The 24,694-nt window shown below is 45.6% G+C and carries 20 protein-coding genes, 1 pseudogene and 1 riboswitch; of the genes and pseudogenes, 10 read left to right on the top strand and 11 right to left on the bottom strand.

Features of this window, described 5'->3' with window-relative positions:
• Positions 1-72 precede the first annotated feature (72 nt).
• A pseudogene (locus tag MUY27_RS19745) lies at positions 73-843 on the top strand (DUF817 domain-containing protein).
• Between the two features lie 57 nt (positions 844-900).
• On the opposite strand, the gene infB reads toward MUY27_RS19745, so the two are convergent.
• The 4 genes from infB to MUY27_RS19725 all read right to left on the bottom strand — a co-directional run bounded on the left by infB (position 901) and on the right by MUY27_RS19725 (position 6,266).
• Complete coding sequence (gene infB / locus MUY27_RS19740; RefSeq protein WP_245133065.1) at positions 901-3,906, bottom strand: translation initiation factor IF-2; 3,006 nt, start codon at positions 3,904-3,906, stop codon at positions 901-903.
• A 61-nt stretch (positions 3,907-3,967) separates the two neighbouring features.
• Entirely contained in the window at positions 3,968-5,206 is a 1,239-nt protein-coding gene (nusA, locus tag MUY27_RS19735; protein WP_245133064.1) for a transcription termination factor NusA, read from the bottom strand.
• Positions 5,207-5,208: 2 nt separating this feature from the next.
• A complete protein-coding gene (locus MUY27_RS19730; RefSeq protein WP_245133062.1) occupies positions 5,209-5,676 on the bottom strand; it encodes a ribosome maturation factor RimP in 468 nt (155 codons plus the stop codon).
• Positions 5,677-5,861: 185 nt separating this feature from the next.
• Positions 5,862-6,266, bottom strand: a complete 405-nt coding sequence (locus tag MUY27_RS19725) for a winged helix-turn-helix transcriptional regulator (RefSeq protein WP_245133061.1) — start codon at positions 6,264-6,266, stop codon at positions 5,862-5,864.
• A gap of 185 nt (positions 6,267-6,451) precedes the next feature.
• On the opposite strand from MUY27_RS19725, the gene MUY27_RS19720 reads away from it, so the two are divergent.
• On the top strand, positions 6,452-7,054 hold the full coding sequence (locus MUY27_RS19720) for an FMN-dependent NADH-azoreductase (protein WP_245133059.1): 603 nt from the start codon (positions 6,452-6,454) through the stop codon (positions 7,052-7,054).
• A gap of 63 nt (positions 7,055-7,117) precedes the next feature.
• Here MUY27_RS19720 and MUY27_RS19715 read toward each other — a convergent pair whose 3' ends face one another.
• A complete protein-coding gene (locus MUY27_RS19715) occupies positions 7,118-7,537 on the bottom strand; it encodes a hypothetical protein (RefSeq protein WP_245133058.1) in 420 nt (139 codons plus the stop codon).
• 24 nt (positions 7,538-7,561) lie between these two features.
• Here MUY27_RS19715 and MUY27_RS19710 point away from each other — a divergent pair, with 24 nt between their 5' ends.
• Positions 7,562-8,419 (top strand): fumarylacetoacetate hydrolase family protein, encoded by an 858-nt coding sequence (locus MUY27_RS19710; RefSeq protein ID WP_245133056.1) that lies wholly within the window; start codon positions 7,562-7,564, stop codon positions 8,417-8,419.
• Here MUY27_RS19710 and MUY27_RS19705 read toward each other — a convergent pair.
• Positions 8,416-9,186: a hypothetical protein gene (locus MUY27_RS19705; RefSeq protein ID WP_245133054.1), complete on the bottom strand. Its 771-nt coding sequence runs from the start codon at positions 9,184-9,186 to the stop codon at positions 8,416-8,418. The two genes, MUY27_RS19710 and MUY27_RS19705, sit on opposite strands and share 4 nt — an antisense overlap.
• Before the next feature lie 128 nt (positions 9,187-9,314).
• Positions 9,315-10,937: an NADP-dependent glyceraldehyde-3-phosphate dehydrogenase gene (locus tag MUY27_RS19700; protein WP_245133053.1), complete on the bottom strand. Its 1,623-nt coding sequence runs from the start codon at positions 10,935-10,937 to the stop codon at positions 9,315-9,317.
• A gap of 196 nt (positions 10,938-11,133) precedes the next feature.
• Here MUY27_RS19700 and MUY27_RS19695 point away from each other — a divergent pair, with 196 nt between their 5' ends.
• From MUY27_RS19695 to MUY27_RS19670, 6 genes are all read left to right on the top strand, one after another.
• A complete protein-coding gene (locus tag MUY27_RS19695) occupies positions 11,134-11,913 on the top strand; it encodes a DUF6515 family protein (protein ID WP_245133051.1) in 780 nt (259 codons plus the stop codon).
• A gap of 130 nt (positions 11,914-12,043) precedes the next feature.
• Positions 12,044-12,769, top strand: coding sequence for a ThuA domain-containing protein (locus MUY27_RS19690; RefSeq protein ID WP_245133047.1), 726 nt, complete (start codon positions 12,044-12,046; stop codon positions 12,767-12,769).
• Between the two features lie 474 nt (positions 12,770-13,243).
• A riboswitch (SAM riboswitch) is annotated at positions 13,244-13,355 on the top strand.
• A gap of 150 nt (positions 13,356-13,505) precedes the next feature.
• Positions 13,506-17,216, top strand: coding sequence for a methionine synthase (gene metH / locus MUY27_RS19685; RefSeq protein WP_245133044.1), 3,711 nt, complete (start codon positions 13,506-13,508; stop codon positions 17,214-17,216).
• A 57-nt stretch (positions 17,217-17,273) separates the two neighbouring features.
• Positions 17,274-17,636 (top strand): four helix bundle protein, encoded by a 363-nt coding sequence (locus tag MUY27_RS19680; protein WP_245133042.1) that lies wholly within the window; start codon positions 17,274-17,276, stop codon positions 17,634-17,636.
• A gap of 59 nt (positions 17,637-17,695) precedes the next feature.
• Positions 17,696-18,652 (top strand): methylenetetrahydrofolate reductase [NAD(P)H], encoded by a 957-nt coding sequence (gene metF, locus MUY27_RS19675; RefSeq protein ID WP_245133040.1) that lies wholly within the window; start codon positions 17,696-17,698, stop codon positions 18,650-18,652.
• Between the two features lie 39 nt (positions 18,653-18,691).
• On the top strand, positions 18,692-19,945 hold the full coding sequence (locus MUY27_RS19670; protein WP_245133039.1) for an outer membrane beta-barrel protein: 1,254 nt from the start codon (positions 18,692-18,694) through the stop codon (positions 19,943-19,945).
• Here MUY27_RS19670 and MUY27_RS19665 read toward each other — a convergent pair.
• The 4 genes from MUY27_RS19665 to murQ all read right to left on the bottom strand — a co-directional run bounded on the left by MUY27_RS19665 (position 19,932) and on the right by murQ (position 22,815).
• On the bottom strand, positions 19,932-20,492 hold the full coding sequence (locus MUY27_RS19665; RefSeq protein ID WP_245133037.1) for a GNAT family N-acetyltransferase: 561 nt from the start codon (positions 20,490-20,492) through the stop codon (positions 19,932-19,934). The two genes, MUY27_RS19670 and MUY27_RS19665, sit on opposite strands and share 14 nt — an antisense overlap.
• A gap of 35 nt (positions 20,493-20,527) precedes the next feature.
• Positions 20,528-21,262: a Bax inhibitor-1/YccA family protein gene (locus MUY27_RS19660; protein WP_245133034.1), complete on the bottom strand. Its 735-nt coding sequence runs from the start codon at positions 21,260-21,262 to the stop codon at positions 20,528-20,530.
• Between the two features lie 49 nt (positions 21,263-21,311).
• Positions 21,312-21,878, bottom strand: coding sequence for a hypothetical protein (locus MUY27_RS19655; protein ID WP_245133032.1), 567 nt, complete (start codon positions 21,876-21,878; stop codon positions 21,312-21,314).
• Between the two features lie 130 nt (positions 21,879-22,008).
• Complete coding sequence (murQ, locus tag MUY27_RS19650; RefSeq protein ID WP_245133030.1) at positions 22,009-22,815, bottom strand: N-acetylmuramic acid 6-phosphate etherase; 807 nt, start codon at positions 22,813-22,815, stop codon at positions 22,009-22,011.
• A 101-nt stretch (positions 22,816-22,916) separates the two neighbouring features.
• On the opposite strand from murQ, the gene MUY27_RS19645 reads away from it, so the two are divergent.
• Entirely contained in the window at positions 22,917-24,497 is a 1,581-nt protein-coding gene (locus MUY27_RS19645) for a S41 family peptidase (RefSeq protein WP_245133028.1), read from the top strand.
• Positions 24,498-24,694: the final 197 nt, after the last annotated feature.

Here is a 24,694-nt window from a genome sequence, read left to right as displayed (position 1 = left end):
ATCGACGATAATACTACTACAAAGTCTTCGGTATTCCGGAGGCTTTTCTATTTTTATAGAAATTGTAAAGCTTTGAACCATAGCCTTCGTCAGTTTCTCGTCTTTGGCATCCAGCAAGCCTTGTCTTGTATTTTTCCCGTATTGGTTTTTACTTCGCTGGCGCTTTCGCATTTGTTTTCTGGCATTATTCCCCGTTACGATTTTATGCTGATCGCCTGCGTGGTGATCCAGCTGGCTTTGTTTTTACTTAAAATAGAAACATTGGACGAAGTGCTGGTGATTTGTGTATTCCATTTGCTTGGGCTATGTATGGAGCTTTTTAAGGTACACATCGGTTCGTGGAGCTACCCGGAAACGGCTTATACCAAGTTTTACGGCGTGCCGTTATACAGCGGCTTTATGTATGCCAGCGTGGCCAGTTATCTTTGCCAGGCCTAGCGCAGGTTTGATCTGGAGATGATTCACTGGCCTAACCACTGGTGGGTACGTGTTACAGGGGCTTTAATTTACATCAACTTCTTCACCAATCATTTCATTCCCGACTTACGCTATTACATCGGGCTGCTGGTGGTGATTTTATTCCGGCAATCGCAGGTGGTTTACTACATCGAACGTAAATCACACCGCATGCCAGTAGTGGTATCTTTTCTGCTCATTGGTTTCTTCATCTGGATCGCGGAGAATATCGCCACCCGATTTGGCGCGTGGAAGTACGCTTACCAGCATAAAACCTGGGCGATGGTAGATTATCAGAAGATCAGTTCCTGGGCTTTCCTGATTGTGGTGAGCTACATTATTGTGGCCGAATTGAAGATGCTGAAGAAAGATATCAAACATTCATAAATAAAAAACCCTCCGGGGAATGCCCGAAGGGTTTGATATTTTCAACACAACTGTTTGTTAAGACAACTTGCGTTTTACTTCTACGTTTTCGTAAGCTTCTACAATGTCGCCTACCTCGATGTTGTTGAAGTTCTGAATGTTCAAACCACACTCGTAACCTGCGTTCACTTCTTTCACGTCGTCTTTGTAACGTTTTAGTGAAGCCAGTTCGCCAGTGTAAACTACTACACCATCGCGAATGATACGGATCTTGCTGTTACGGGTAATTTTACCATCCAACACCATACAACCTGCAATGGTACCCACCTTACTGATCTTGAAGGTTTCGCGGATCTCTACGTTCGCAACAATCTTCTCTTCATAGGTCGGTGCAAGCATGCCTTCCATCGCCGCCTTGATCTCGTTGATCGCGTCATAGATGATCGAGTACAGGCGGATATCGATCTGCTCCTGCTCGGCCAGTTTACGCGCACTTGCAGAAGGGCGTACCTGGAAACCGATAATGATCGCATCGGAAGCAGAAGCTAGCAATACGTCTGAATCAGAGATCTGACCTACCGCTTTAGAGATAATGTTCACCTGGATCTCGTCTTTAGACAGCTTCAGTAAAGAGTCTGATAACGCTTCGATAGAACCATCCACGTCACCTTTAACAATAATGTTCAGCTCTTTAAAGTTGCCGATAGCCAAACGGCGGCCAATCTCATCCAGTGTAATATGTTTCTGCGTACGTAAGCCCTGCTCGCGTTGTAACTGCAAACGTTTGTTGGCAATTTCGCGTGCCTCAACTTCGGTCTCAGTTACGTTGAATTTATCACCGGCGGTCGGGGCACCCTGCATACCCAGTACCTGTACCGGGGTAGAAGGACCCGCAAAGTCTATACGCGCGCCGCGCTCGTTAGATAAAGCTTTAACACGCCCGCTATAGCAACCTGCCAGGATAGGGTCACCTACTCGCAGTGTACCGGCTTGTACCAGTACGGTAGTTACAATACCACGGCCTTTATCTAAAGCAGCCTCGATAACGGTACCAACGGCACGTTTATTCGGGTTAGCTCTCAGTTCCAGTAATTCGGCTTCGAGTAATACTTTTTCAAGCAGCAGCTCTACGCCCATACCTGTTTTGGCAGATATTTCTGCAGTTTGGTATTTACCGCCCCATTCTTCAACCAGGATGTTCATACCGGCTAACTGCTCGCGCACTTTATCTGCGTTCGCACCCGGACGGTCCATTTTGTTGAAGGCAAAGATGATTGGTGCGCCTGCAGCCTGTGCGTGGTTGATGGCCTCGCGGGTTTGCGGCATCACGCTGTCATCCGCAGCGATCACAATAATTACAATATCTGTTACCTGTGCACCACGGGCACGCATCGCGGTAAACGCTTCGTGACCAGGGGTATCCAGGAAGGTAATTTTACCTTTGTTATCCGCCAGTTGAACTTCGTAGGCGCCAATGTGCTGGGTGATACCACCCGCCTCGCCGGCGATGACGTTAGTTTTACGGATAAAGTCTAGCAAAGAGGTTTTACCGTGGTCAACGTGGCCCATAATGGTCACAATCGGTGAACGCGGGATCAGGTTTTCTTCGCTATCCGGTTCATCCAGGTTAACTTCTTCGTCTTCTGGTTTAACAAATTCAATTTCGTAACCAAATTCTTCGGCAACAATGCTCAGCGTTTCCGCATCCAGCCTTTGGTTGATGGAAACGAACATGCCTAAGCTCATACAGGTAGAAATTACCTGTGTTACGCCCACGTCCATCATGCTGGCTAACTCGTTCGCGGTAACGAACTCTGTTACTTTCAGCACCCTGGATTGCATTTCCTGTTCCAATGCTGCTTCCTCTGCAGAAGCCGCTATGTCATCACGTTTCTGACGGCGGAATTTAGCACGTTGTGCAAACTTGCCAGATTTACCTGCACCGCTTAAGCGGGCCAGGGTTGCTTTAATCTGGTCTTGTATTTCTTTTTCTGAAGGTTCTTCCTTCGGTGTAGAAGGCGCATTGTTGCGGTTGTTCCGGAAATCCGGACGGCCACCCTGGCCTGGCCTGTTCTGGCCGCCACCCTGGTGCGGGCCGCGCTGCTGGTTATTATTACCCTGCTGCTGTCCGCCACCGCCTTGTTGCTGGTTAAACGGTGTATCCTTGCGTTTGCGTTTACGGCGCTGATCGGCAGAATTATTATTTGTATTTGATGAAGATGCTACCGGTCCGCTGCGTTTCGGTTGCTCAACCGGAAGCTGGATCTTACCGATGATGTTCGGTCCGCTCAGGCGTTCTGCCTTCGCACGGATTACTTCATTTTCTGGTGCCGGTGCTTCCTCTGCCGCTGGCGCCGAAGCAGGTTTTGCAGGCTCTGCCTTTGGCTCTGGTTGTTTAACTTCCGGTGTTGGTGCAGGTGCAGCTGGTTTTTCAGCAACCGGTGGTGTAATCGGTTCTGGTTTTACAGGCGCTGGCTGTGGTTCCGGTTGTTTAACTTCCGGGGCTGGTGTAGGTGCAGCTGGTTTTTCAGCGACCGGTGGTGTAACCGGTTCTGGTTTTACAGGTTCTGGCTGCGGCTCCGGTTGTTTAACTTCCGGTGCCGGTGCAGGCGTAGGTGCTGCAGGTTTAGCCTCTTGCTTGCCACGACCGTTCAGGTCGTCAAGGTTAATTTTACCCACCACTTTAACGCCAGGCAGCGAACCTTCCGCGCGTTCTGATTGTTCTTCGGCTGGCTTTGCCTTTTCTGCCGGCGTTACGGCAGGAGCGTGTCCGGCGTTTTTAATCAGTATTTCGTCCTGTTCAAAGTCTTTTGAACGCGGACGGTTTTCAAAAGGTTTTTCCGGATTTTGGCCAGGCTCGTCACGACGGATCTTCCCGATGTGGATCTGCTTGGCTTCTTCCTTGATGATTTTGTCGGCAGCAAATTCCTTTAACAGTACGTTGTACATTTCACCGTCGAGTTTAGCGAGGGGTGATTTCTCAACCTTGTACCCCTTAGCTGCTAAAAAGTCGACAATGGTGCCCATACCAATGTTAAGCTCTTTTACCGCTTTAATTAATTTTATGGATTTGTCTTCTGACATTTAATATATTTTCTCTTTACGCTATATGCAAAAATACGATTTTAATTCCGCATATTGATTGTTATTCAAATTCTGCCTGCAGAATAGATAAAACTTCCTTAACGGTTTCTTCTTCAAGGTCAGTACGTTTTACCAATTCGTTAACGGTTAAAGCTAATACAGACTTGGCAGTATCCAGACCGATGCGTTTAAACTCATCAAGGATCCAGCTGTCAATTTCATCTGCAAATTCTTCGATGTCCACATCCTCTTCCTGCTCATCTGCTTCGCGGTAAACGTCAATTTCATAACCCGTCAATTTACCTGCCAGTTTTATGTTGTGTCCGCCACGGCCGATCGCTAATGATACCTGATCGGGTTTTAAATACACTGCAGCCGTTTTTTTCTCTTCATCTAATTTGATAGACGTGATCTTGGCCGGTGATAATGCGCGCTGAATGTACAGCTGGCTGTTATTGGTGTAGTTAATAACGTCTATGTTCTCGTTCTTCAGTTCGCGTACGATACCGTGGATACGTGAGCCTTTCATACCCACGCAGGCGCCTACCGGGTCAATACGGTCATCATAAGATTCTACCGCTACTTTAGCTCTTTCACCCGGTTCGCGAACGATCTTCTTAATGGTGATCAAACCGTCAAAAATTTCGGGTACTTCCAACTCGAATAAACGCTGTAAAAACTCTGGTGCGGTACGCGAGATGATGATCTTCGGGTTGCTGTTCATCATATCTACTTTGCTCACCACTGCTTTAACGTTATCACCTTTCTTGAAGTAGTCGGCAGGGATCTGTTCTGATTTTGGCAGCAGCAGTTCATTGCCTTCATCGTCAAGCACCAGGGTTTCTTTTTTCCAAACCTGGTAAACTTCGCCGGTAACAATTTCGCCTACACGGTCTTTGTATTTTTTGAAGATCTCATCCTTCTCTAATTCTAAAATTTTGGATACCAGTGTCTGGCGGGCAGCCAGGATAGCACGGCGGCCAAAGCTTTCCAATGTGATCTGCTCTACAAACTCGTCGCCAACTTCCAGGTCCTCATCTGTCTGCAGGGCTTCTGCCAGTTCAATTTCCAGGTCGTCATCTTCAGAGAAACCATCCTCAACTACGGTACGCGTACGCCAGATCTCCAAGTCACCATTATCCGTGTTAACAATCACGTCGCAATTCTCGTCTGTACCATATTTTTTTCTGATCATGCTGCGGAATACATCCTCCAGCACGCTCATCATGGTTGGGCGGTCAATGTTCTTAAAATCCTTAAACTCCTGGAAAGAGTCTATCAAGTTAATATTGGTGCTCATCTTTACTTAAATGATATTAAAACCTTTGTTTCTGTAATCTGATCCAGCGGAACCACCGTTTCCACTTCCTCAGCTTTTTTACCTTTTACTTTTATCTTCTCAATTATGGTTAATGCATTTTCATCGGCAGCAATCAGCTGGCCTTCTTTTTTGGTGCCGTCTGCCATTTTTAAGCCTACAGTGCGACCAACGTTTTTCACGTACTGGCGGTGCAGGGTTAGGGGGGTATCAATCCCCGGCGACGATACTTCCAGTGTGTAGGCGTGGTCGATCACGTTTTCCTCTTCCAGGAAATGTCCTACAAACCGGCTGATCTGGGCTACCGCATCAATCCCGGCGCCGTTATCGCCATCAATTAAAATTATTAATTTTCCGTTGGGCTGCATCCGCACGCTTACCAGGAAAATTTCGGGCATTTCAGCCAGCTTTTCTTCAACCAGTTCGGTTACCCGCTTTTCAATATTCGCCATCTGGAGTTTAACTGATAAAAACCAAAAAGAGGGGGCATGCGGCCCCCTCTTTTTTTCTGATGATGCAAATATAATAACTTTTATTTGATTTTCAAGTGTTTGGTGTGGAAAAAATGGTGGTTTCGTTTTTATAAAGTTTATTAAATCAACCAAGTAGAACAGCTGATAATTACTTAGAACCCGGATTAAACTAACGAACTGCCTGCCGTGCTTTTCGCCTTATTTTTCATGCTGCTCTTGATCTTTTCTTTATGCTGCCCGCCCCAAACGCTCAACTCGTGCAGTACATTTTTTAAAGTAAGGCTATGTTCTGTGGCTTCGTAAATAATGGTTACAGGTGTAGTTGGATAAACAGTGCGCCGGATGCACTCATTCAGTTCCAACCCTTTTAATTCCTTTGCCAGAACCTTTGGCGAAATGCCCTTCAGTTCGTTCTGAATCTCGTTAAATCTTTTCGGCGATTGCACAAGGGTTAATATCAACGGCAATGTCCACTTGCCTCCTAATACGTACAGTGCGTCAAGCACGTTGTTAAGCGAGCCGACACATTCCTGCTTGGTAAAAACCTCATTATCTATCAATATTGCCATACCCCAAAGCTACGTACTTTCCTGAAAGTAAGCGCTTTCCTTTGGGTAAGTACTATCTTTTGAATAGCATGCCGGGGTAACTTTGCCATAGGAATTGCGGGAGCAAAGGCCTGACGGCAAAAAACTAATGGCATTTTAATACTTAAAACTCCCGCCTAAAAAGGTAAAACATTAAATAAGTTTTTATGAAACGCATTCTTCATTTAATTTCCAGCATTCAGGGAGATCAGTCTTACAGTATAAAATTAGGACGGGCAGTTGTAGAAAAGGTAATAGAAAAGTATCCGGGCAGTACCGTTGACGAGGTGAATTTGAATGAGCTGGATATTCCGCACCTGAACCCTAAAATTCTGCAGGCAATGTTTACACCCGGCGAACAGCTTACCGAGGAAGATAAGGCATCGCTGCGTTACTCAGACGAGGCGGTAAAGCAACTGCTGGATTCGGACATTATTGTTATTGGCGCGCCGCTTTACAATTTTACCATTCACACTACTTTAAAGGCCTGGATGGATCATATTACACGGGCGGGAATAACTTTTAATTATAGCGAGAACGGCCCTGTCGGATTATTGAAAGATAAGAAAGCTTATGTGGCCATGTCTTCTGGAGGGATTTACTCTGACGGCCCTGCTAAAGGTTACGACTTTGTAGTGCCTTACCTGAAGTTGTTCTTTGGATTTATCGGTGTAACTGATTTTACGGTATTCCGTGCTGAAGGCGTTAAAATTCCTGGTGTTAAAGAACATGCCCTGGAAAAAGGTATTGAAAGCATCCACATCGATTAAGTCTTAAAACTATTTTCAGACAAGGAGCTATACCTTCGGTAAATGACCGGAGGTATTCGCTTTTTAAGGCCTGAATGTTTTCTCTGCATACTGCGGCCTTCTTCCTTTCCATCTGGTTTTTAAAATATCGAAGGCGCTTTCCTGATCTGCAAATTGATAAAGCCTTACAAAATAGCGTTGTCCTTTTACAAGTGGAGTATCGGGCGTAAATACAACAGCGTTATCGCGCAACAGGTATTTACCGGGCTGCGGCTCCTGGAAATCCTTCATGTCTGTATCTGCCGGCATTTTGTAAACAGGTAATAGTTTCTGCCAGCTTTCGTTCGAAAAAGCATCTTGTTTGAAGTCGGACAGCTGGTTTTTATCACCAAAGCTAATGATGACTGTATGCGTGTTTACAACGCTTGCATTTAGAGCAGACGGCGCTTTTTTTAAACCGCAACCACAACAAACCATAAACAATAACCAAAGATATTTCTTCATATTTGAAGCAAAAGGACTATCTAAATGAAACTTTTCAGATACGGACAGCCGGGACAGGAAAAGCCTGGAATTTTAATCGATGAGATAAAGTACGACATTTCGGCCTTTATCAGCAACTACGACGAAGCTTTTTTTGAGACGGATGGGTTAAAACGTGTTGCAGATTTGGTGAAGCAAAAGCCGGAGGGATTGGTTCGGCTGAACGGCGACGTTCGCCTTGGCAGCGCCGTCGCCAGGCCTTCAAAAATTGTATGTGTGGGATTGAATTATAAAGACCATGCTGCAGAAGTAGGCGCCGCACTCCCAAAGGAGCCGGTGATTTTTATCAAAAGTAACTCGGCGTTAAACGGCCCCTATGATGATATTGTGATACCGCAGGGTTCTGAAAAGACCGATTGGGAGACGGAGTTTGCCATGGTGATCGGTAAAAAGGCGTCGTACCTGAAAGAAGAACAGGTGAAGGATTACCTGGCAGGATACGTTTTGCATAATGATGTATCCGAACGTGCTTTTATGTTCGAACGTAACGGCACCTGGGACAAAGGCAAGGGTTGTGATACTTTTGCACCCATTGGCCCTTACCTGGTTACCACCGATGAAATACCAGATACAGGTAACCTGCACGTTTGGATGAGCCTGAATGGCAAACTGATGCAGAATGGCACTACGGCGGATATGATCTTTAACCCGTTTTACCTGGTCGCTTACATTACCCAGTTCATGACATTGTACCCAGGCGATGTGGTTTCTACCGGTTCGCCGGCAGGTTCTGGTGCCGGGTTTAAACCGCCTGTATTTTTAAAGCCCGGTGACCTGGTGGAATGCGGTATTGATGGACTGGGCAGCCAGCGGCAAAGGGTAAAGGCCTATACCGGAGTTTAAAACCGGTAAGCAGCGCCGATCTGAAAGCCCGACGGAAACAGGAAGACATCTGTCGGTATCAGTTTTAGCGAACTGATAAACATCAGGTGGCGGTAGCCCACAACAGCGTTGAGATTTACGTTATTGATAGGCAATCCTTCTACACGGTGGGGCTGGTTGGGAGAGTTGTATAAACCCAGTTTGAAACCTAAAGAAACATCGTCGGAATTCTTGATCAGCACTTCAGAGAAAAGCCCCCAGGTGAATAACCTGCTGCTGGGGTAGAAGGTGTAATCATCATTATTAATACCCTGCTTCCTGAAAGCGGCATAGTCGCCAAATTCTTTACTATACATCACATCTACACCTAATACCCTCCAGTCTGCCTTCTTGCCTGGTATATATCCCGAAATGGAAAAGTTGCCGCCAATACCACTGAAACCTTTACTAAAATCGGCAGTGCTTTTACTATTGTTATTGTCCGAAGTTCTGGAATAGTTTCCCGCATAGCCAAATACGCCATAAGCAACGTTAAGGTTGGGTTCTGCAAGTGTATGCGATTGGTAAACATTCAGCATACCGGCGGTGCCGTAAGCGTTGCCAAACTGGTCGCCGCTATGGATGGCTAGTACACCAGAAGCATAAGTATGGGTTTTTACAGAATCTGTGGAGTGTGCTTTTGCCATGTACTGCACATCGTTCTGAAACATGGCATTGGTAAGGTATTCAGATTTACACGAGCATAACAGGGTTAGCAGTGCGAAAAGGTAGATAGCGGTTGATTTCATGAGATAGTGGGTAGTTTGCGGTAGTTATGATAAACGATAATTCGGCCCCAAAAATACTGGAAGAAAAATAAAAAGCCATTGCTGCCTTTACGCAACAATGGCTTAAGATATAACAATCTGTTATTTTTTTAGAAAATAAAGTCGGTGCTCAGGAAGTTAGAGTCGTGTTCCTTCACTATCGCATTGATCAGTTGTTTGTTGGTATCGTTCAGCTTAGCAGCTACTAAAGAACGGATAGAGAATGAACGCAGCGCATCGTGAACAGACAAGGTTCCTTCGGCACTGTCTTTACGGCCGGTGAACGGAAATACGTCTGGTCCGCGCTGGCACTGACTGTTGATATTTACGCGGCTGACCAGGTTAACAAACGGATCTATCAAAGCGGCAGTTTCAGAAGCATCATTACTAAAGATACTTACCTGCATACCGTGCGGCGAATTGATCTGGTATTCGATCGGCTCCTCGATAGAATCAAACGGCAATACCGGAATCACCGGGCCAAACTGCTCTTCGCGGTAAAGTTTCATTTTCTCATTGATTGGATAAACCACCGCAGGGAAAACAAAAGATTCAACGGTGGTGCCGCCGTTTTCGTTCACTACCCTTGCGCCGTTCGCAATAGCATCATCAATACATTCTTTCAGATAAGCGGGTTTACCAGGCTCTGCAACCGGGGTAAGGTTTACACCTTTTACCCATGGCATGCCAATGTTTAATTTAGCAACGGCTTCGCTTAGCAGTTTCAGGAATTCATCCGCCACATCTTTATGTACATGGATGATCTTGATGGCGGTGCAACGCTGACCGTTATAAGAAAGTGAGCCTAAGATACACTCGCTTACAGCCAAAGGTAAATTGGCAGTTTTGGTGACGATGGCTGCATTCTTAGCGTCGAGGCTTAACACCGCGCGCAGGCGGTTAATTTTAGGATGACGCTTTTTCAGGTCGTTCGCTACCTTGCTCGAGCCGATGAAGGCCAGCACATTGATGTTTCCGGTAGCCATCAGCCCTGGGGTAACGTTTGCACCACGGCCATATACCGTGTTCACCACACCTTTAGGGAAAGATTCCTGGAAAGCTTTTAATAATGGATAGTGAACTAAAGTACCGTGTTTCGGTGGTTTGAAAAGAATGGTATTCCCCATGATGATCGCCGGGATCAGCGTGGTGTAAGTTTCGTTCAGCGGATAGTTAAACGGCCCCATACAAAGCACTACGCCCAGCGGTGCACGGCGGGTTTGTGCAACAACGCCTTCGGCAATTTCAAAACGTGACGACTGCCGGTCTGTATCTTTCAGTGCATCTATCGTCATGTTGATATAGTCGACGGTACGGTCAAACTCTTTGGAAGAATCAGCATAAGATTTACCGATCTCCCACATGATCAGTTTAATTACCAGGTCGCGTTGCTCAGCCATTTTGTATACGAATTTCTCCATACACTTAATTCGGCCTTCAACACTCATGGTAGGCCATTCGCCGCGGCCATTGTCATAAGCAGCCATAGCCGCTTCGAGGGCTTCGTTTGCTTCTTTTTCGGTACCTACCGGGTAGGTGCCAATCAGTTTGCGGGTTAGGCCATCAGGGCCGGGGATGCAAACCGGCGAATAAACTTCGGTTACTTCGCCATCCCACTTTTTCATCTCACCATTGCAGAGATACTCGCGCTGGTGGATTTCTTCGATCCGGAACTCCTCTGGTATCTGGCTTTCTTCTACAAACAGTGATCTGATTTGATCTTGAAAACTCATATGTGAAAATTGATTGATTGCTTATTGTGATACCCCTTTCAGGAGCAGTTAGATGATAGATTTTTTATTAAATTTTTTCATAGGATGCTTAAACCATCGGCACATCGTAATGTCTAAATAACAGCTTTAATTTTAAGAAGGCATAATTTATTTTTAAAATAACGTTAAAGCATCGTTTTAATCTTTAATTATTATCATGAATACCCCATTTAAATTAATCGCAAAATTTGGCCTTGCCAGCCTGCTATTAGCAGGAGTGGCTACTCACGCCGACGCCCAACGGGGCAGAGGCGGTTTCAGGGGAGGCTTCCACGGCGGCTTTTATGCCGGTCCGCGTTTTTATGCTGGTCCACGTATCAGTGTTGGCGTAGGTTTCCACGGCTATTATCGCCCTTATTACTCGGGCATCGGCGTACGTATAGGTGTATTGCCTCTAGGTTATTACCCGTTCTATTGGGGCCCTAACCAATTTTTCTATTATGGAGGAACTTTCTATGCGCCGTATGCAGATGGCGGTTACCAGGTAGTAGCTCCGCCGGTTGGTGCCGAAGTACCTTCGCTGCCACAAGGTGCGCAACCTATCCAGATAGACGGCCAGGCTTTCTATGAGTTCAACGGTGTTTATTACCGCCCATCGGTTAATGCCGACGGTAAGCAGGTTTATGTGGTAGCCGGAAGAGATGGTGTGCTGAATACCAATGGCGGCACTGAAGTAGATCCGGGTAATGATAACGGTACCGTTAACCAGGATGCCGCGCCGCAAATGCCACAAGTGGGCGACATGACCGACCAGTTGCCTGATGGTGCGCGCAAGATTACGCTGAATGGTAAAAAATATTGGGTAACCCCGGATAATATTTACCTGGAAGAGACCAAAACCAGCCATGGTACAAGCTATCGCGTGGTGAGCGTACCTGAACGCAAGATCAACAATACGAACAACGATAACAATAACAACGACAGCAAGGAATTGTAATTGTTAAATAGCTGCTATAATGAGGGAGTACATTCGTATTCCCTTTTTTTGTTTTTATGCGGTAAGAAATAGTAACTTCATGTTTCGTAATGGTTTTCAGAAATAGCCATTTATCCAATTATAAAAGCTTATGAAATTTAAAAACTACCTGTTGGCCCCGGCCTTGTTCTTTGCCATGTTAAACCTGGCTATGGCGGCAAAACCTCGTGTGCTCGTATTTTCTAAAACTGCCGGTTTCCACCATAAATCTATCGCAGTTGGGGTGCCTGCCGTGATGAAACTGGGCGCCGAGAATAACTTCGAAGTAGATACGACCACCGATGCGGCCAAATTCACTGATGCAAATCTGAAGAAATATACGGCAGTAATATTCCTAAGTACTACGGGTGATGTATTGAATGAAGAGCAGCAGGAAGCATTTAAAAGATATATCGAAAAAGGGCATGGCTACGTTGGCGTACATGCTGCTGCAGATACCGAGTATGACTGGCCCTGGTACGGCGGCTTGGTAGGCGCTTATTTCAAAAGTCATCCGAAGCAACAGGAGGCCGTGTTTAACATTGTCGATCCAAACTTTATTGCCACTAAACACCTGCCGAAAGAGTGGAAGCATTTCGACGAATTGTATAACTACCGCTCTTTTGCTGATGACCTGCACGTAGTAATGAAGATAGACGAGAAAAGCTACACCGGAGGCGAGAACGGCGATAACCACCCTATGAGCTGGTACCACACCTACGATGGCGGCCGTGCATTTTATACAGCACTTGGTCACACTGATGAAGATTATAGTGACCCATTATTCCTTCAGCATTTGCTGGGAGGGATTCAATACGCGTTAGGGAGAGCGAAATAAACGCGGTGACCTCACCCTAACCCTCTCCAAAGGAGAGGGAATCAATTTCTTCTGCCAACTGGGGGATAGGATTATTCGCATTTTTTTTGGATGTTCATGAAGGCTTTGCCGTTTAGTTGGGGCTTCATTCACGCCATACTCCTCCGAAGGAGTCCGTTGGGCTGGCCCGCAAGTTTTGACATTTAGGCTCGCGCTCTTCCTAAAACGTTAAAGCAACTGACGTGACGAACGGAACGTGAGCGCGCTAATTGTCGCATCCGGCGCAGGCGGAAACCACAGGATTTGAAGTTGCAGAACAGGTGCATAGACTGCGGCGCTAGCGACGAGTTTTTTCTTGGTTCTTCTTTTTTGACGGCCAAAAAAGAAGAACGTTAACAATGCAACTATTTACACTACAATAACTACAAAATCTTCAAATCCATTGGCTTGTACCAGTGGATTTGTTTTTTAATAGGTTATTGTGCAACTTTGCAACGCTTATAGAGAAAGATGGAGGGATTAGACCCTGCGAAATCTTAGCAACCTGTGCTTACAAGGTGCTACATTCTACTCGGGCGAACACTTGCCAGTTCGAGACGGATAAGCGAAAGTCAGAACAAACCGACTTTTTCTACTAAGCCCTTTTGGTATCAAGTATCAAGTAATTAGTATCAGGATTTTTTTGATGCCGGTTGCTTAATAGCTGATGGTATGAAGCTGATCTTGATACTTGATACCGACTACTTGATACAATAGAATGGATATTAGGAAAGAATTAGCGCAGCGCATTTTAGTGATTGATGGGGCGATGGGTACCATGATCCAGCGGTATCAGTTAACTGAAGCTGATTTTCGCGGAGAACGGTTTAAGAACCATCCTTCTGATCTGAAGGGTAATAATGACCTGCTGAATATTACACGCCCGGACGTGATCAAGGCGATTCACCACGAATACCTGGCAGCCGGTGCAGATATTATTGAGACCAACAGCTTCAGCACGCAACGGATTTCTCTGGCCGATTACCACATGGAAGATCTGGCTTATGAAATGAGCTATGAAGGTGCCCGTTTAGCCCGCGAAGCAGTTGATGAGTGGAATATTAAAACACCTGAGAAGCCGCGTTTTGTAGCAGGAGCTGTTGGCCCAACCAATCGTACAGCCTCCCTGTCGCCGGATGTAAATGACCCCGGTTACCGGGCGGTTACATTTGACGATTTGGCGGAGGCTTATTACGAGCAGATCCGTGGATTGGTTGATGGCGGTTCTGACGTGTTGCTGATCGAGACCATCTTCGATACGCTGAACGCTAAAGCGGCGCTTTTCGCAGCGCATAGATACTTCGATGAACTTAAAAAGTCTCCCTCCACCGGGGGGAGATTTAGAGGGGGGCCTGACGGTTTGCCGATCATGATCTCTGGCACCATTACAGACGCTTCTGGTCGTACCTTATCAGGGCAAACGGTGGAAGCATTCTGGAATTCCATCCGCCACGCAAACCTGTTATCGGTAGGTTTAAACTGTGCTTTAGGTGCCAAAGAAATGCGTCCGCATATAGAGGAGCTTTCTAATAAGGCAGATGTATTCATTTCAGCATATCCAAACGCTGGTCTGCCGAACGAATTCGGTCAGTATGACGAACTGCCGCACGAAACAGCGCATTTTATAGATGATTTCCTTCAATCTGGCTTTGTCAATATAGTAGGGGGGTGCTGCGGTACCACACCAGACCATATCAAATGTATTGCCGATAGAGCTGCAAAATATCCGCCGAGACCATTACCCACAGTTGAACCATATTTGAGGTTAAGCGGTTTAGAGGCCTTTAATGTTACACCCGAAACCAACTTCGTAAACGTAGGTGAGCGTACCAACATTACCGGTTCCCCAAAATTTTCGAAACTGATCCTGGCAGAGAATTACGAGGAAGCACTTTCTGTTGCTCGCCAGCAAGTAGAGGGCGGCGCCCAAGTGATCGACATCAATATGGATGAGGGGATGATCGATTCGGAGGCGGTGATGGTGAAGTTCCTGAACCTGGTTGCTTCCGAGCCTGATATTGCCAAACTGCCCATCATGATCGACTCGTCTAAATGGACAGTGATTGAGGCCGGATTAAAGTGTTTACAGGGAAAAGGCATTGTTAATTCCATTTCGCTGAAAGAGGGCGAGGATAAGTTTAAAGAATACGCCCGTAAGATCATGAGCTACGGCGCTGCTGCGGTAGTAATGGCTTTTGACGAGCAAGGTCAGGCAGATTCGTTGGAGCGGCGGATCGAAATCTGTAAACGATCTTACGACATCCTGGTAGATGAAGTAGGTTTCCCGCCGCAGGATATCATTTTCGACCCGAATATTTTAACGGTAGCTACAGGCTTGGAAGAGCACAATAACTATGCTGTCGATTTCATTGAAGCTACACGCTGGATAAAACAAAACCTGCCTTATGCGAAAGTGAGTGGCGGGGTAAGTAACATATCCTTTTCGTTCCGCGGTAACAACGTTGTCCGCGAAGCCATGCACTCTGCATTCCTGTACCACGCCATTAAAGCGGGTATGGATATGGGGATTGTGAATGCAGGTATGCTGGAGGTGTATGAAGAGATACCGAAAGAACTGCTCGAAAAGGTAGAAGATGTATTGCTAAACCGTCATCCTGAAGCAACGGAACGTTTGGTAGAATTTGCAGAAACCGTTAAAGCTAAAGGCAAGGAAGCTGTTAAGGACGAAGCCTGGCGAAATAACCCGGTAGAGGAAAGGCTGTCGCATGCGTTGGTTAAAGGAATTATCGAGTATCTGGACGCCGATGTGGAAGAGGCCCGCCAAAAATACGCCCGTCCGCTGGAAGTGATCGAAGGTCCGTTGATGGATGGCATGAACATCGTGGGCGATCTGTTTGGTTCAGGTAAAATGTTTCTGCCGCAGGTGGTAAAATCAGCACGGGTAATGAAAAAGGCGGTTGCTTATTTGCTGCCGTTTATTGAAGCCGAAAAACTTGCTGGCGGAAGCGGGGCTTCATCATCCGCAGGCAAAATTTTGTTGGCGACCGTTAAGGGCGACGTCCACGACATCGGTAAAAACATTGTTGGCGTTGTGTTGGCTTGTAACAACTTCGAGGTGATAGACCTTGGGGTTATGGTACCTGCACAACGGATTCTTGACGAAGCCAAAAAGCAGCAGGTAGATATCATCGGCTTAAGCGGGTTGATCACCCCTTCATTGGATGAAATGGTGCATTTTGCCAAAGAGATGGAACGCGAAGGCTTAGACATTCCGCTGATTGTCGGTGGTGCAACCACCTCTCGTATCCATGCTGCAGTTAAAATCGCCCCGAACTATTCGGGCCCGGCTATCCACGTTTTGGACGCTTCACGCAGTGTTACCGTATGCAGTAATTTGCTGAATAAAGAGGGCCGGGATGCCTATGTGCAAACCATTAAAGATGAATACGCAAAAGCACGCGAGGCGCACTTAAATAAGCGTAATGATAAGCGATTCGTTAGCATTACTGAAGCCCGTTTGCAAAAATGTGCGATCAATTTAAACGGTTCAATTCCGCCAAAGCCTACCTTTACAGGTACTAAAGTTTTTGAGGCTTTTCCGCTGGAAGAACTGGTTCCTTATATCGATTGGACACCATTTTTCCATACATGGGAACTTCGCGGCAGTTATCCGAAGATTTTTAACGATCAGTACGTTGGTACCGAAGCTAAAAAGCTTTACGATGATGCCCAGGTACTGTTGAACCGCATAGTAAAAGACAAGTTGCTGCAGGCCAATGGCGTCATTGGTTTCTGGTCGGCCAACAGCGTAGGCGACGACATTGAGTTATATGCAGATGAGAACCGTTCGCAGGTACTGGCTAAGATCCATACGCTTCGCCAGCAGGCTGAAAAAGCGAAAGGCGAGCCTTATTACGCGCTATCTGACTTCATCGCACCTAAAGAAAGTGGCGTGCCTGATCATTTTGGTGGCTTTGCCGTTACGGCAGGCATCGGTTGCGACGAATTGGTGGCTGAATTTGAGCGCGACCACGACGATTATAACAGCATTATGGCTAAAGCCCTGGCAGACCGTTTAGCCGAAGCTTTTGCCGAAAAAATGCACGAACTCGTTCGTCGTGAATATTGGGGTTATGCGAAAGATGAAGCACTGAGCAATGAAGACCTGATCAAGGAAGAATACCAGGGCATCCGCCCGGCGCCGGGTTATCCAGCCTGTCCGGACCATACCGAAAAAACTACGCTATTTGATCTGTTGAAAGCGGAAGACAACGCACACATGTACCTCACAGAAAGCCTGGCCATGATGCCTGCCGCATCTGTAAGCGGGTTCTACTTTGCCCATCCGCAGGCACGCTACTTCGGTCTCGGCCGCATCAGCAAAGACCAGGTGGAAGATTATGCGCACCGCAAAAACATGTCTGTAGAAACCGTTGAAAAATGGTTAGGGCCTAATTTGGCATATTAGATAGGTGCGAGTTGTCAGTTGCGAGTTCCCGGTAATTTAAATCAGCTTACAATAGAAATGTTATTTACTAGTTTAGAAGTTTGGAAAGAATCCAGGATTTTAGTGAAACTTGTTTACGATAATATTTCTGGTTTTCCCAGAGAAGAAATGTTTGGACTACAATCTCAAATTAAGCGCTCGGTAATATCTATCCCTTCCAACATAGCAGAGGGTTGCGGAAGGCAACATCTAAAAGATTCGATTCAATTTTTCTACGTAGCTCGCGGCTCCGCATATGAGTTAGAAGCTCAGCTTTATCTATCATATGACCTCCAATTTATTACTGAAGAGCAATTAAATCTTCTTCTACAAAAATTAGAAATCGTGAGAAAACTTTTAGCCGGTTTTATTACATACTATAAGTCGCAAATCATGGCGTAATTAAAAGTAGTAAAGTGCTCGCTACTCGCAACTGAACACTCGCAACTCAATACTAAAAAATGAAAATCACCGAACATATACAAAACGCTAACGGAAAAACACTTTTCTCTTTTGAGCTGATACCGCCATTGAAAGGGCAAAGCATCCAGGGGATATATAATGCTATTGATCCGCTGATGGAGTTCAATCCGCCTTTTATTGATGTAACTTCCCTACGGGAAGACTTTATCTTTAAGCAGCGCGAGAACGGCTTGTTAGAGAAGCACGCTTATCGTAAACGCCCAGGCACTATCGCTATTTGTGCAGCGATTATGAACAAGTATAAAGTAGATACTGTCCCTCACCTGTTATGTGGCGGATTTACTAAAGACGAAACCGAAAATGCGCTGATTGACCTGCAGTTCCTCGGTATCGAAAACGTGCTGGTACTCCGTGGCGATGCGCGTCGTGGCGATGCTTCATTTATACCTAACCCTAACGGGCACTGCTATGCGACAGACCTGTTGCAGCAGGTAGTGAACATGAACAATGGTATATACCTGCACGAGGATTATGACAATATGGAGCACACCAACTTCTGTATTGGCGTGGCTGGCTATCCCGAAAAACACTTCGAAGCGCCAAACCTGAAGACCGACTTTAAATACCTGAAGCAAAAGGTAGATATGGGTGCAGAATTCATCGTTACGCAAATGTTCTTTGATAACGAGCGCTATTTCGAATTTGTGAACAACTGCCGCGCGAATGGTATTAATGTACCGGTAATTCCTGGTTTAAAACCAATCACCAACTCTAAGCAGTTGGTCAGCCTGGCAAAAACCTTCCATATCGATATACCGGAAACATTAAGCGATGCCATCCACGAATGTAAATCCGAGAAGGATGTGAAAGACGTGGGTATTGAATGGATGATCAACCAGTGTAAGGAACTGGTGAAGTTTGGTGCACCTGTATTACATTTTTATACTATGGGCAACCCTGAACCAACCAAAAGAATTGCAGAAGCAATATTTTAAGTTATCTTGTGACAAAATCAAATAAGAGATACCTTATCAATGAAATTCTTTCTAAGGACAGCGTTGTTGCTGTTGTTACCCTGCCTGGTTTATGCACAGGCAAATTATCAACCTGGTTTTATTGTTAAAACAAATGGCGATACCTTACGAGGCGTAATTAATTATCGTGAAAACGACAATACGCCGCGGATTATTGAATTCAAAAATTCAACCTCTGACCGAAGTGTCACTCAGTTTGGCGCCAACGATCTAAAAGCCTTCACTATTAATAATACCGAGGTTTTTATCTCTTACAGAGGAAAGCTGTCTCTTAACAAAAACATTCTTACCAGCTTGCCTTCATACGTGGATACCACCAATATTCAGGACACCGTATTTCTTAAAACCCTGGTTAAGGGCGTTAACGTAAGTCTGTACAGCCAATCAGACGCAATTAAAACACGATACTTCGTTGCAGAAAAAGACAACTTGCCCGTAGAACTGGGTTACTATCCCCGCATGCGCGAAACAACAGTTTTACCCGGTGCATTATACAAAGGTCAATTAATGGATCTTTTGAAAAAGTACACATCTGTCACCAACACTGATGACCTGCTGAAGGATGTAACGTATGACGATCAAAAACTGATCGGTGTGGTGAATATTATTAATCACCAGCAGTCGCAGACATTGCAAAAAGGCAAAGTTTACTGGCGGCTATTTGCTGGTGCAGCAGTTTCAAGGGTATCTACTACGGTTGATGGCGAGAACTTTCCTTTTACAGGTGCTCCGGCAGATGTAGAATATCGGCCGGTTCTAAGCGTGGGTTTTGACTTGCTGAAAAACCCGCTCATTCAACACGTGTTTTTTCGCACAGAGCTTTCTTTTTATACCATTAAGCCATCGTATAGCGTTCCGGTAGTAATTAGTGGCCCTGATCAGATGAAGGTTTATACTTTTAGGCAAACAAATATATCTATCACTCCACAACTTATCTATAATGTATATGACAAGCCAGGGTTGAAGTTTTTTATTGGTGCAGGTGCGCGCCTTAATTACTCGGTTTACACCGATAATAAAGTAACCTATACCAATGTTGATCCGCAACTAGCAGTTAGTTATAATAAGGAAAAGCCTTATGACCTGGAATCTTTCTGGTTTAGTTTCCCTGTATCTGCAGGTGTAAATATTGCCCGCCGCGTAGAGGCAAGTTTTTCCTATATGCAAAACACAGCCTTTACCACTTATACCGGTTTTTCCATTGGCAGCCAGATGATGAATGTGGGTGTAAAATATTTTATCAAATCGCGTTAGCAGGCGGGTGCAACGAAAAAGTATGCTCATCCATTATTTTGCCCTGTTTAACAACTGATTTAGGCACAATACCCCGGCGGATAAAGCCGGCTTTTTCCAGAACCCGCATTGATTGTGGGTTCTGTTCTAAAACATAGGCAACAATGCACGCTGCATTAAGGCTTTCAAAGGCATATTGGCAAACCAGTTTTACCGCTTCTGCCATGATGCCTTTGCCCCAGTAACGTTCGCTTAGCCAATAGCCAAGCAAAGGCGTTGGGGCATAAATATCAGCCCTTAACTGCAAGCCGATCCCGCCGATTACTTCCCCATCTATATCAATCGCGAAGTTGACAGGGATATCCGCTTGTAGATGGCCCTTAATAAATAATTCTGCATCGCTGATGGTATAAGGATAGGGAAAGCGGTCTTTCAGATAACGCGAAACCAACGGACTGTTGGCATTCCTGGCTAGTGACGCGGCGTCCTCGGGTTGCCAGGTTCTGATGGTAAATTGTGAGCCTTTGATCTGCATGGAACAGGTATAGTGGTAAAATAAAAAAGCCACCTGTTTGGGTGGCTTTATCAAATATTTTTTAAGATTTATCTGCGTCTGCCAAAAATTCTTAATAGCGATAAGAACAGGTTAATAAAGGTAATATATAAGGACATTGCACCAATCAGTGCCAATTTTTTGCCTGTAGCATCACCATATTCCAAGCCTGAGCCGATTTGTTTCAGCATTTGTACTTTATAAGCGGTTAATCCTACAAATACAGCCACACCAACATAGCTGATGATCATATCCAGCTGCGCGCTATGAATAAACATATTAACTACAGAAGCCAGAATAATCCCTACCAGTCCCATCATCATTAAACTCCCAAAGCTGGTCAGGTCTTGATGAGTAATGTAGCCAGCTACCGCCATTACGCCAAATACCAACGCAGCAACCAGGAAAAGGGCCGCTATTGAACCGGCTGTGTAAGCCAAAAAGATAAAGCTAAGACTGATACCCATTAGTGATGAGTAAGCAATAAATAGCGCTACCAGCACCGGAAATGAAATCCGGTTAAAGCCGAAGTTCATAATCATCACAAATGCCAGCGGACTAAATACCACCACCATACCCAGTGCGCTCAGGCCACTGGTTTCAGTGTTGATCAGCAGCCGCATCAGGCTTAGGTCGTTGGCAAATAAGTAAGCAAAAAATGCAGAGATGCCCAAAGCGAGGAACATCCACATAAATACGTTAGCAATAAAATTGCGCGATGCGGTTTTCGCATCGTCCAGTTGTATAACGTTTTCGTAAGTCAGATCACGATCTTTATTTTCCATTTTTAAATGATTTAAAAGCTAAAGTAGAAAATTATTGATGAAGAAAAAATTAAGTCAAACGGCGCATCATTTGTTCTTCCACACGTTTGTATACCTGTAAAGGGCGTAAGGTGCGCCAGTTCAGTTCGTCAAGGCCACCGCCGAAGTTGATGTAGTAGTCTATATTGTTCTGTTTGAATTCCTCGATCACATGGTCGCGGAAGTTCACACCTGCAATCCAGCCGTCTTCCACATCCTGAAACCACTCTTCATAGTAGCAATCGTCAGAAGCATGGAAGTTCAGCACATTCTCGCCAATTATCACAAACTTATTCACTCCCTGGTCCATCATCAGCTCAAACAGTTCGCGCTTCATCAGCATAATATCGTTATTGATGGCATCATTCCATTCGCCGATCAGTTCAATAATACTGTAGTGGCGTTCGTAATCAACAAAAAGCACTTTCAGGTAAAGTGTGTTCGACCCGAATGAATCCCATTGAGGATGCAGCAAATAGTTGTATACCTGCTTATCAAACTCAAACTCGTTATACTCCGTTGCATAGAAAGGCGATAGCTCGTCTTCCGATGCAATATAATCATCCCGCCAGCGGTAATATGGTTCTATTTCGTGCATTATAAAATTAAACAGAGGTATGAATAGTAACGCCCTGCTATATAAAATTACCTAAATCTTTTCACACCCCACGTATTTCTATCAGGGATTTACCTACATCTTACTTCTGCCTGACATACGTCTGCAGTACTTATTTCAGATAGTTTTCTATTGCCTTACGTACACTTCCGTGTGCTTTCAGCAAAGCTTCTGCGGCATGTTCGTCTAAACCGGTTTCGTTCATCACCATGCGTGTGCCCCTGTCTACCAGTTTATGGTTAGTTAACTGCATATCTACCATTTTATTACCCTTTACCCGGCCCAGGCGGATCATCACCGAAGTGCTGAGCATGTTCAAGGCCAGTTTCTGGGCGGTTCCGGCTTTCATCCGGGTAGAGCCGGTCACAAATTCGGGTCCCGTAATAATTTCTACCGGGAACTGTGCTTCCGCTGCTACAGGGCTGCCTGCATTGCAAACAATACAACCTGTTGCTATGCCATGGTCATTAGCCGCTTTTAGACCACCAATTACGTATGGCGTGCGTCCGGATGCGGCAAGTCCTACCACCACATCGCCGCCGTTAATCTCATAGGCTTCCAGGTCTTTCCATGCCTGGTCAGGGTCGTCCTCTGCAAATTCAACCGCTTTGCGTATGGCGCCGTCGCCACCGGCAATGATACCCACCACCCAGTCGAAGGGCACACCGTAAGTAGGCGGGCACTCAGACGCATCAACCACCCCCAACCTGCCGCTTGTACCCGCGCCAATGTAAAATAACCGCCCCCCGTTACTCATCCTTTCCACCACAATATTTACCAGTTTTTCTAATTGGGGTATAGCTTTTGCTACTGCACCCGGTACAGTTTGGTCTTGTTCGTTAATATGTTGCAGTAATTCTGCAACAGGCATCTTATCCAGGTCGCTATAATAAGACTCTTGTTCGGTGGTATTTTGCATTTGGAAATAGTAACGTGCAAAATTCAATAAAAATTTTAATCAGCGAGACAAGCTATCCATATTAATTTGCTGTTAAGCATGTAAATTTGCATTGTTTATAAATGAAACACGCCGCATCTCTTATTTTCCGTTCTATAATTCTGATCCTTGCGGGTGTTACTATTGGCCTTTTACTAAATAATCAAGGTTTTGTAGCGCGCCAGGTTTCGGGAAACCGTAAGGTAGACAGCGCCCTGATGATCATTAAGCAGCGGTATGTAGATACCGTTAATATTGATACCATAGAAACCAATGCCATTAACGGGATGCTGCAGCAGCTGGACCCACATTCTGTTTTTCTGGCGAAACAACAGGCACGCTCAGTTAATGAACGCCTGGAAGGCAGCTTTAACGGCCTGGGCCTTGAATATATCCTGCTGCGCGATACCATGGTGGTGACTATGGTTTACCCAAACAGCCCGGCCGCTAAAGCAGGAATGACGAATGGCGATCATATCCTTTCGATAAATAAAAGGCAGGTAGCCGGAACGGGAATTACTACCGATACCGTTAGTAAATTGCTGGAAGGCCCTTTTGGTACGCGCATTACCATAGCTGTAAAGCATTTGCAAAATGGCGGGCAGGCTACTTATAACCTTACCCGTGGGCCCGTGCCATTAACCAGCCTGGATGCCGCGTATCAGCTCGACGCACAAACAGGCTACGTGAAGTTCAGTAAGTTTGCGAGCACTACGGATACCGACTTCCGCAAAGCGTTCAGCACCTTTAAGAAAGCTGGTGTAAATAAGTTGGTAATTGACCTGCGCGGAAACCGCGGTGGCTATTTAAATGCTGCCACTGCCCTGTCTAATGAGTTTTTGCCGAAGGGTAAACTGATTGTTTATACAAAGGGTGCGCATGAACCCCGACAGGATTATACCGCAAGCGGCGATGGTGTTTTTGAACAGGGAAAACTGGCGGTACTGATAGATGAATATTCAGCTTCGGCCAGCGAGATTTTTGCGGGTGCCATGCAGGATCTGGATCGTGGCGTAATTATTGGCCGCCGTTCTTTCGGGAAAGGACTGGTACAGCAACAATTCCCGTTCGAAGATGGGTCTGCAATTAACCTGACAGTCGCCCGTTATTACACTCCGTCTGGCCGTTCTATCCAGAAATCTTACCAGAAAGGGGTAGATGAGTACCGCGACGAAATCAACCAGCGGGAGCAGAAGGGCGAACTCACCTCTGCCGCAAAGAACTATAACGATCCGTCGCTGAAGAAATCGAATTACCATACCGAAGCGGGCAAAAAGGTTTATGCGGGCGGAGGCATTATGCCGGATGTTTTCGTGCCCGAAGATACTACGTTTAATTCGCAGCTGATTGGTCAGCTAAAGGCGCAGCGTGTGTTCTCCGCCTACACAATTGATCGGCTGCTGCCGATTATCAATCAGTACCAAAGCCTCGACGAGTTTGTACAGGATTATACGGTAAGCGACCGTCAACTGCACGATTTTATGGTGTATGCCACTTCTTTCGTTAAAAACATGGATACTGCGCAGGCAAATAGAAGCGCAAACAACATCAGGCTTTATCTGAAAGCATATGCCGCCCGGTTTAAATGGGGAGATGCCGCTTATTTCCGCTCCTTATACTACCGTGACCAATGTATCGCTGAAGCAGTAAGGGTATTGAAATAGCCTAAGGCTGTAGATGATTAAATACCTTCAGCCTTTTTTAAGAAGCCGGGACTTAATCAAATAGGATAAAAAGTAAGAGGCTGTCTCAAAAGGGCAGTCTCTTGTTGTTTAAGGGATATATTTTTAGTAACTTAAAGACATGGGAGGCAAAGTAGTCTTTAAGGAATATGACCCTGACCAGTTAACGTTTTTACCTT

Origin of the sequence: Mucilaginibacter straminoryzae (assembly GCF_022953055.1) — a bacterium.
GTDB classification, from domain to species: domain Bacteria; phylum Bacteroidota; class Bacteroidia; order Sphingobacteriales; family Sphingobacteriaceae; genus Mucilaginibacter; species Mucilaginibacter straminoryzae.
Note: the sequence above shows the minus strand (reverse complement) of the source record. Positions and strands in the feature narration are given on the sequence as shown.

What these genes read in the sequence shown, in the direction of transcription:
- MUY27_RS19670 (WP_245133039.1), top strand. Translation starts at nt 18,692, where the DNA reads ATGAAATTCTTTCTAAGGACAGCGTTGTTGCTGTTGTTACCCTGCCTG.
- MUY27_RS19730 (WP_245133062.1), bottom strand. Translation starts at nt 5,676, where the DNA reads ATGGCGAATATTGAAAAGCGGGTAACCGAACTGGTTGAAGAAAAGCTG.
- MUY27_RS19695 (WP_245133051.1), top strand. Translation starts at nt 11,134, where the DNA reads ATGAATACCCCATTTAAATTAATCGCAAAATTTGGCCTTGCCAGCCTG.
- MUY27_RS19700 (WP_245133053.1), bottom strand. Translation starts at nt 10,937, where the DNA reads ATGAGTTTTCAAGATCAAATCAGATCACTGTTTGTAGAAGAAAGCCAG.
- metH (WP_245133044.1), top strand. Translation starts at nt 13,506, where the DNA reads ATGGATATTAGGAAAGAATTAGCGCAGCGCATTTTAGTGATTGATGGG.
- MUY27_RS19710 (WP_245133056.1), top strand. Translation starts at nt 7,562, where the DNA reads ATGAAACTTTTCAGATACGGACAGCCGGGACAGGAAAAGCCTGGAATT.
- nusA (WP_245133064.1), bottom strand. Translation starts at nt 5,206, where the DNA reads ATGAGCACCAATATTAACTTGATAGACTCTTTCCAGGAGTTTAAGGAT.
- MUY27_RS19720 (WP_245133059.1), top strand. Translation starts at nt 6,452, where the DNA reads ATGAAACGCATTCTTCATTTAATTTCCAGCATTCAGGGAGATCAGTCT.
- MUY27_RS19660 (WP_245133034.1), bottom strand. Translation starts at nt 21,262, where the DNA reads ATGGAAAATAAAGATCGTGATCTGACTTACGAAAACGTTATACAACTG.
- MUY27_RS19715 (WP_245133058.1), bottom strand. Translation starts at nt 7,537, where the DNA reads ATGAAGAAATATCTTTGGTTATTGTTTATGGTTTGTTGTGGTTGCGGT.
- MUY27_RS19725 (WP_245133061.1), bottom strand. Translation starts at nt 6,266, where the DNA reads ATGGCAATATTGATAGATAATGAGGTTTTTACCAAGCAGGAATGTGTC.
- metF (WP_245133040.1), top strand. Translation starts at nt 17,696, where the DNA reads ATGAAAATCACCGAACATATACAAAACGCTAACGGAAAAACACTTTTC.
- MUY27_RS19690 (WP_245133047.1), top strand. Translation starts at nt 12,044, where the DNA reads ATGAAATTTAAAAACTACCTGTTGGCCCCGGCCTTGTTCTTTGCCATG.
- murQ (WP_245133030.1), bottom strand. Translation starts at nt 22,815, where the DNA reads ATGCAAAATACCACCGAACAAGAGTCTTATTATAGCGACCTGGATAAG.
- infB (WP_245133065.1), bottom strand. Translation starts at nt 3,906, where the DNA reads ATGTCAGAAGACAAATCCATAAAATTAATTAAAGCGGTAAAAGAGCTT.
- MUY27_RS19645 (WP_245133028.1), top strand. Translation starts at nt 22,917, where the DNA reads ATGAAACACGCCGCATCTCTTATTTTCCGTTCTATAATTCTGATCCTT.
- MUY27_RS19705 (WP_245133054.1), bottom strand. Translation starts at nt 9,186, where the DNA reads ATGAAATCAACCGCTATCTACCTTTTCGCACTGCTAACCCTGTTATGC.
- MUY27_RS19680 (WP_245133042.1), top strand. Translation starts at nt 17,274, where the DNA reads ATGTTATTTACTAGTTTAGAAGTTTGGAAAGAATCCAGGATTTTAGTG.
- MUY27_RS19655 (WP_245133032.1), bottom strand. Translation starts at nt 21,878, where the DNA reads ATGCACGAAATAGAACCATATTACCGCTGGCGGGATGATTATATTGCA.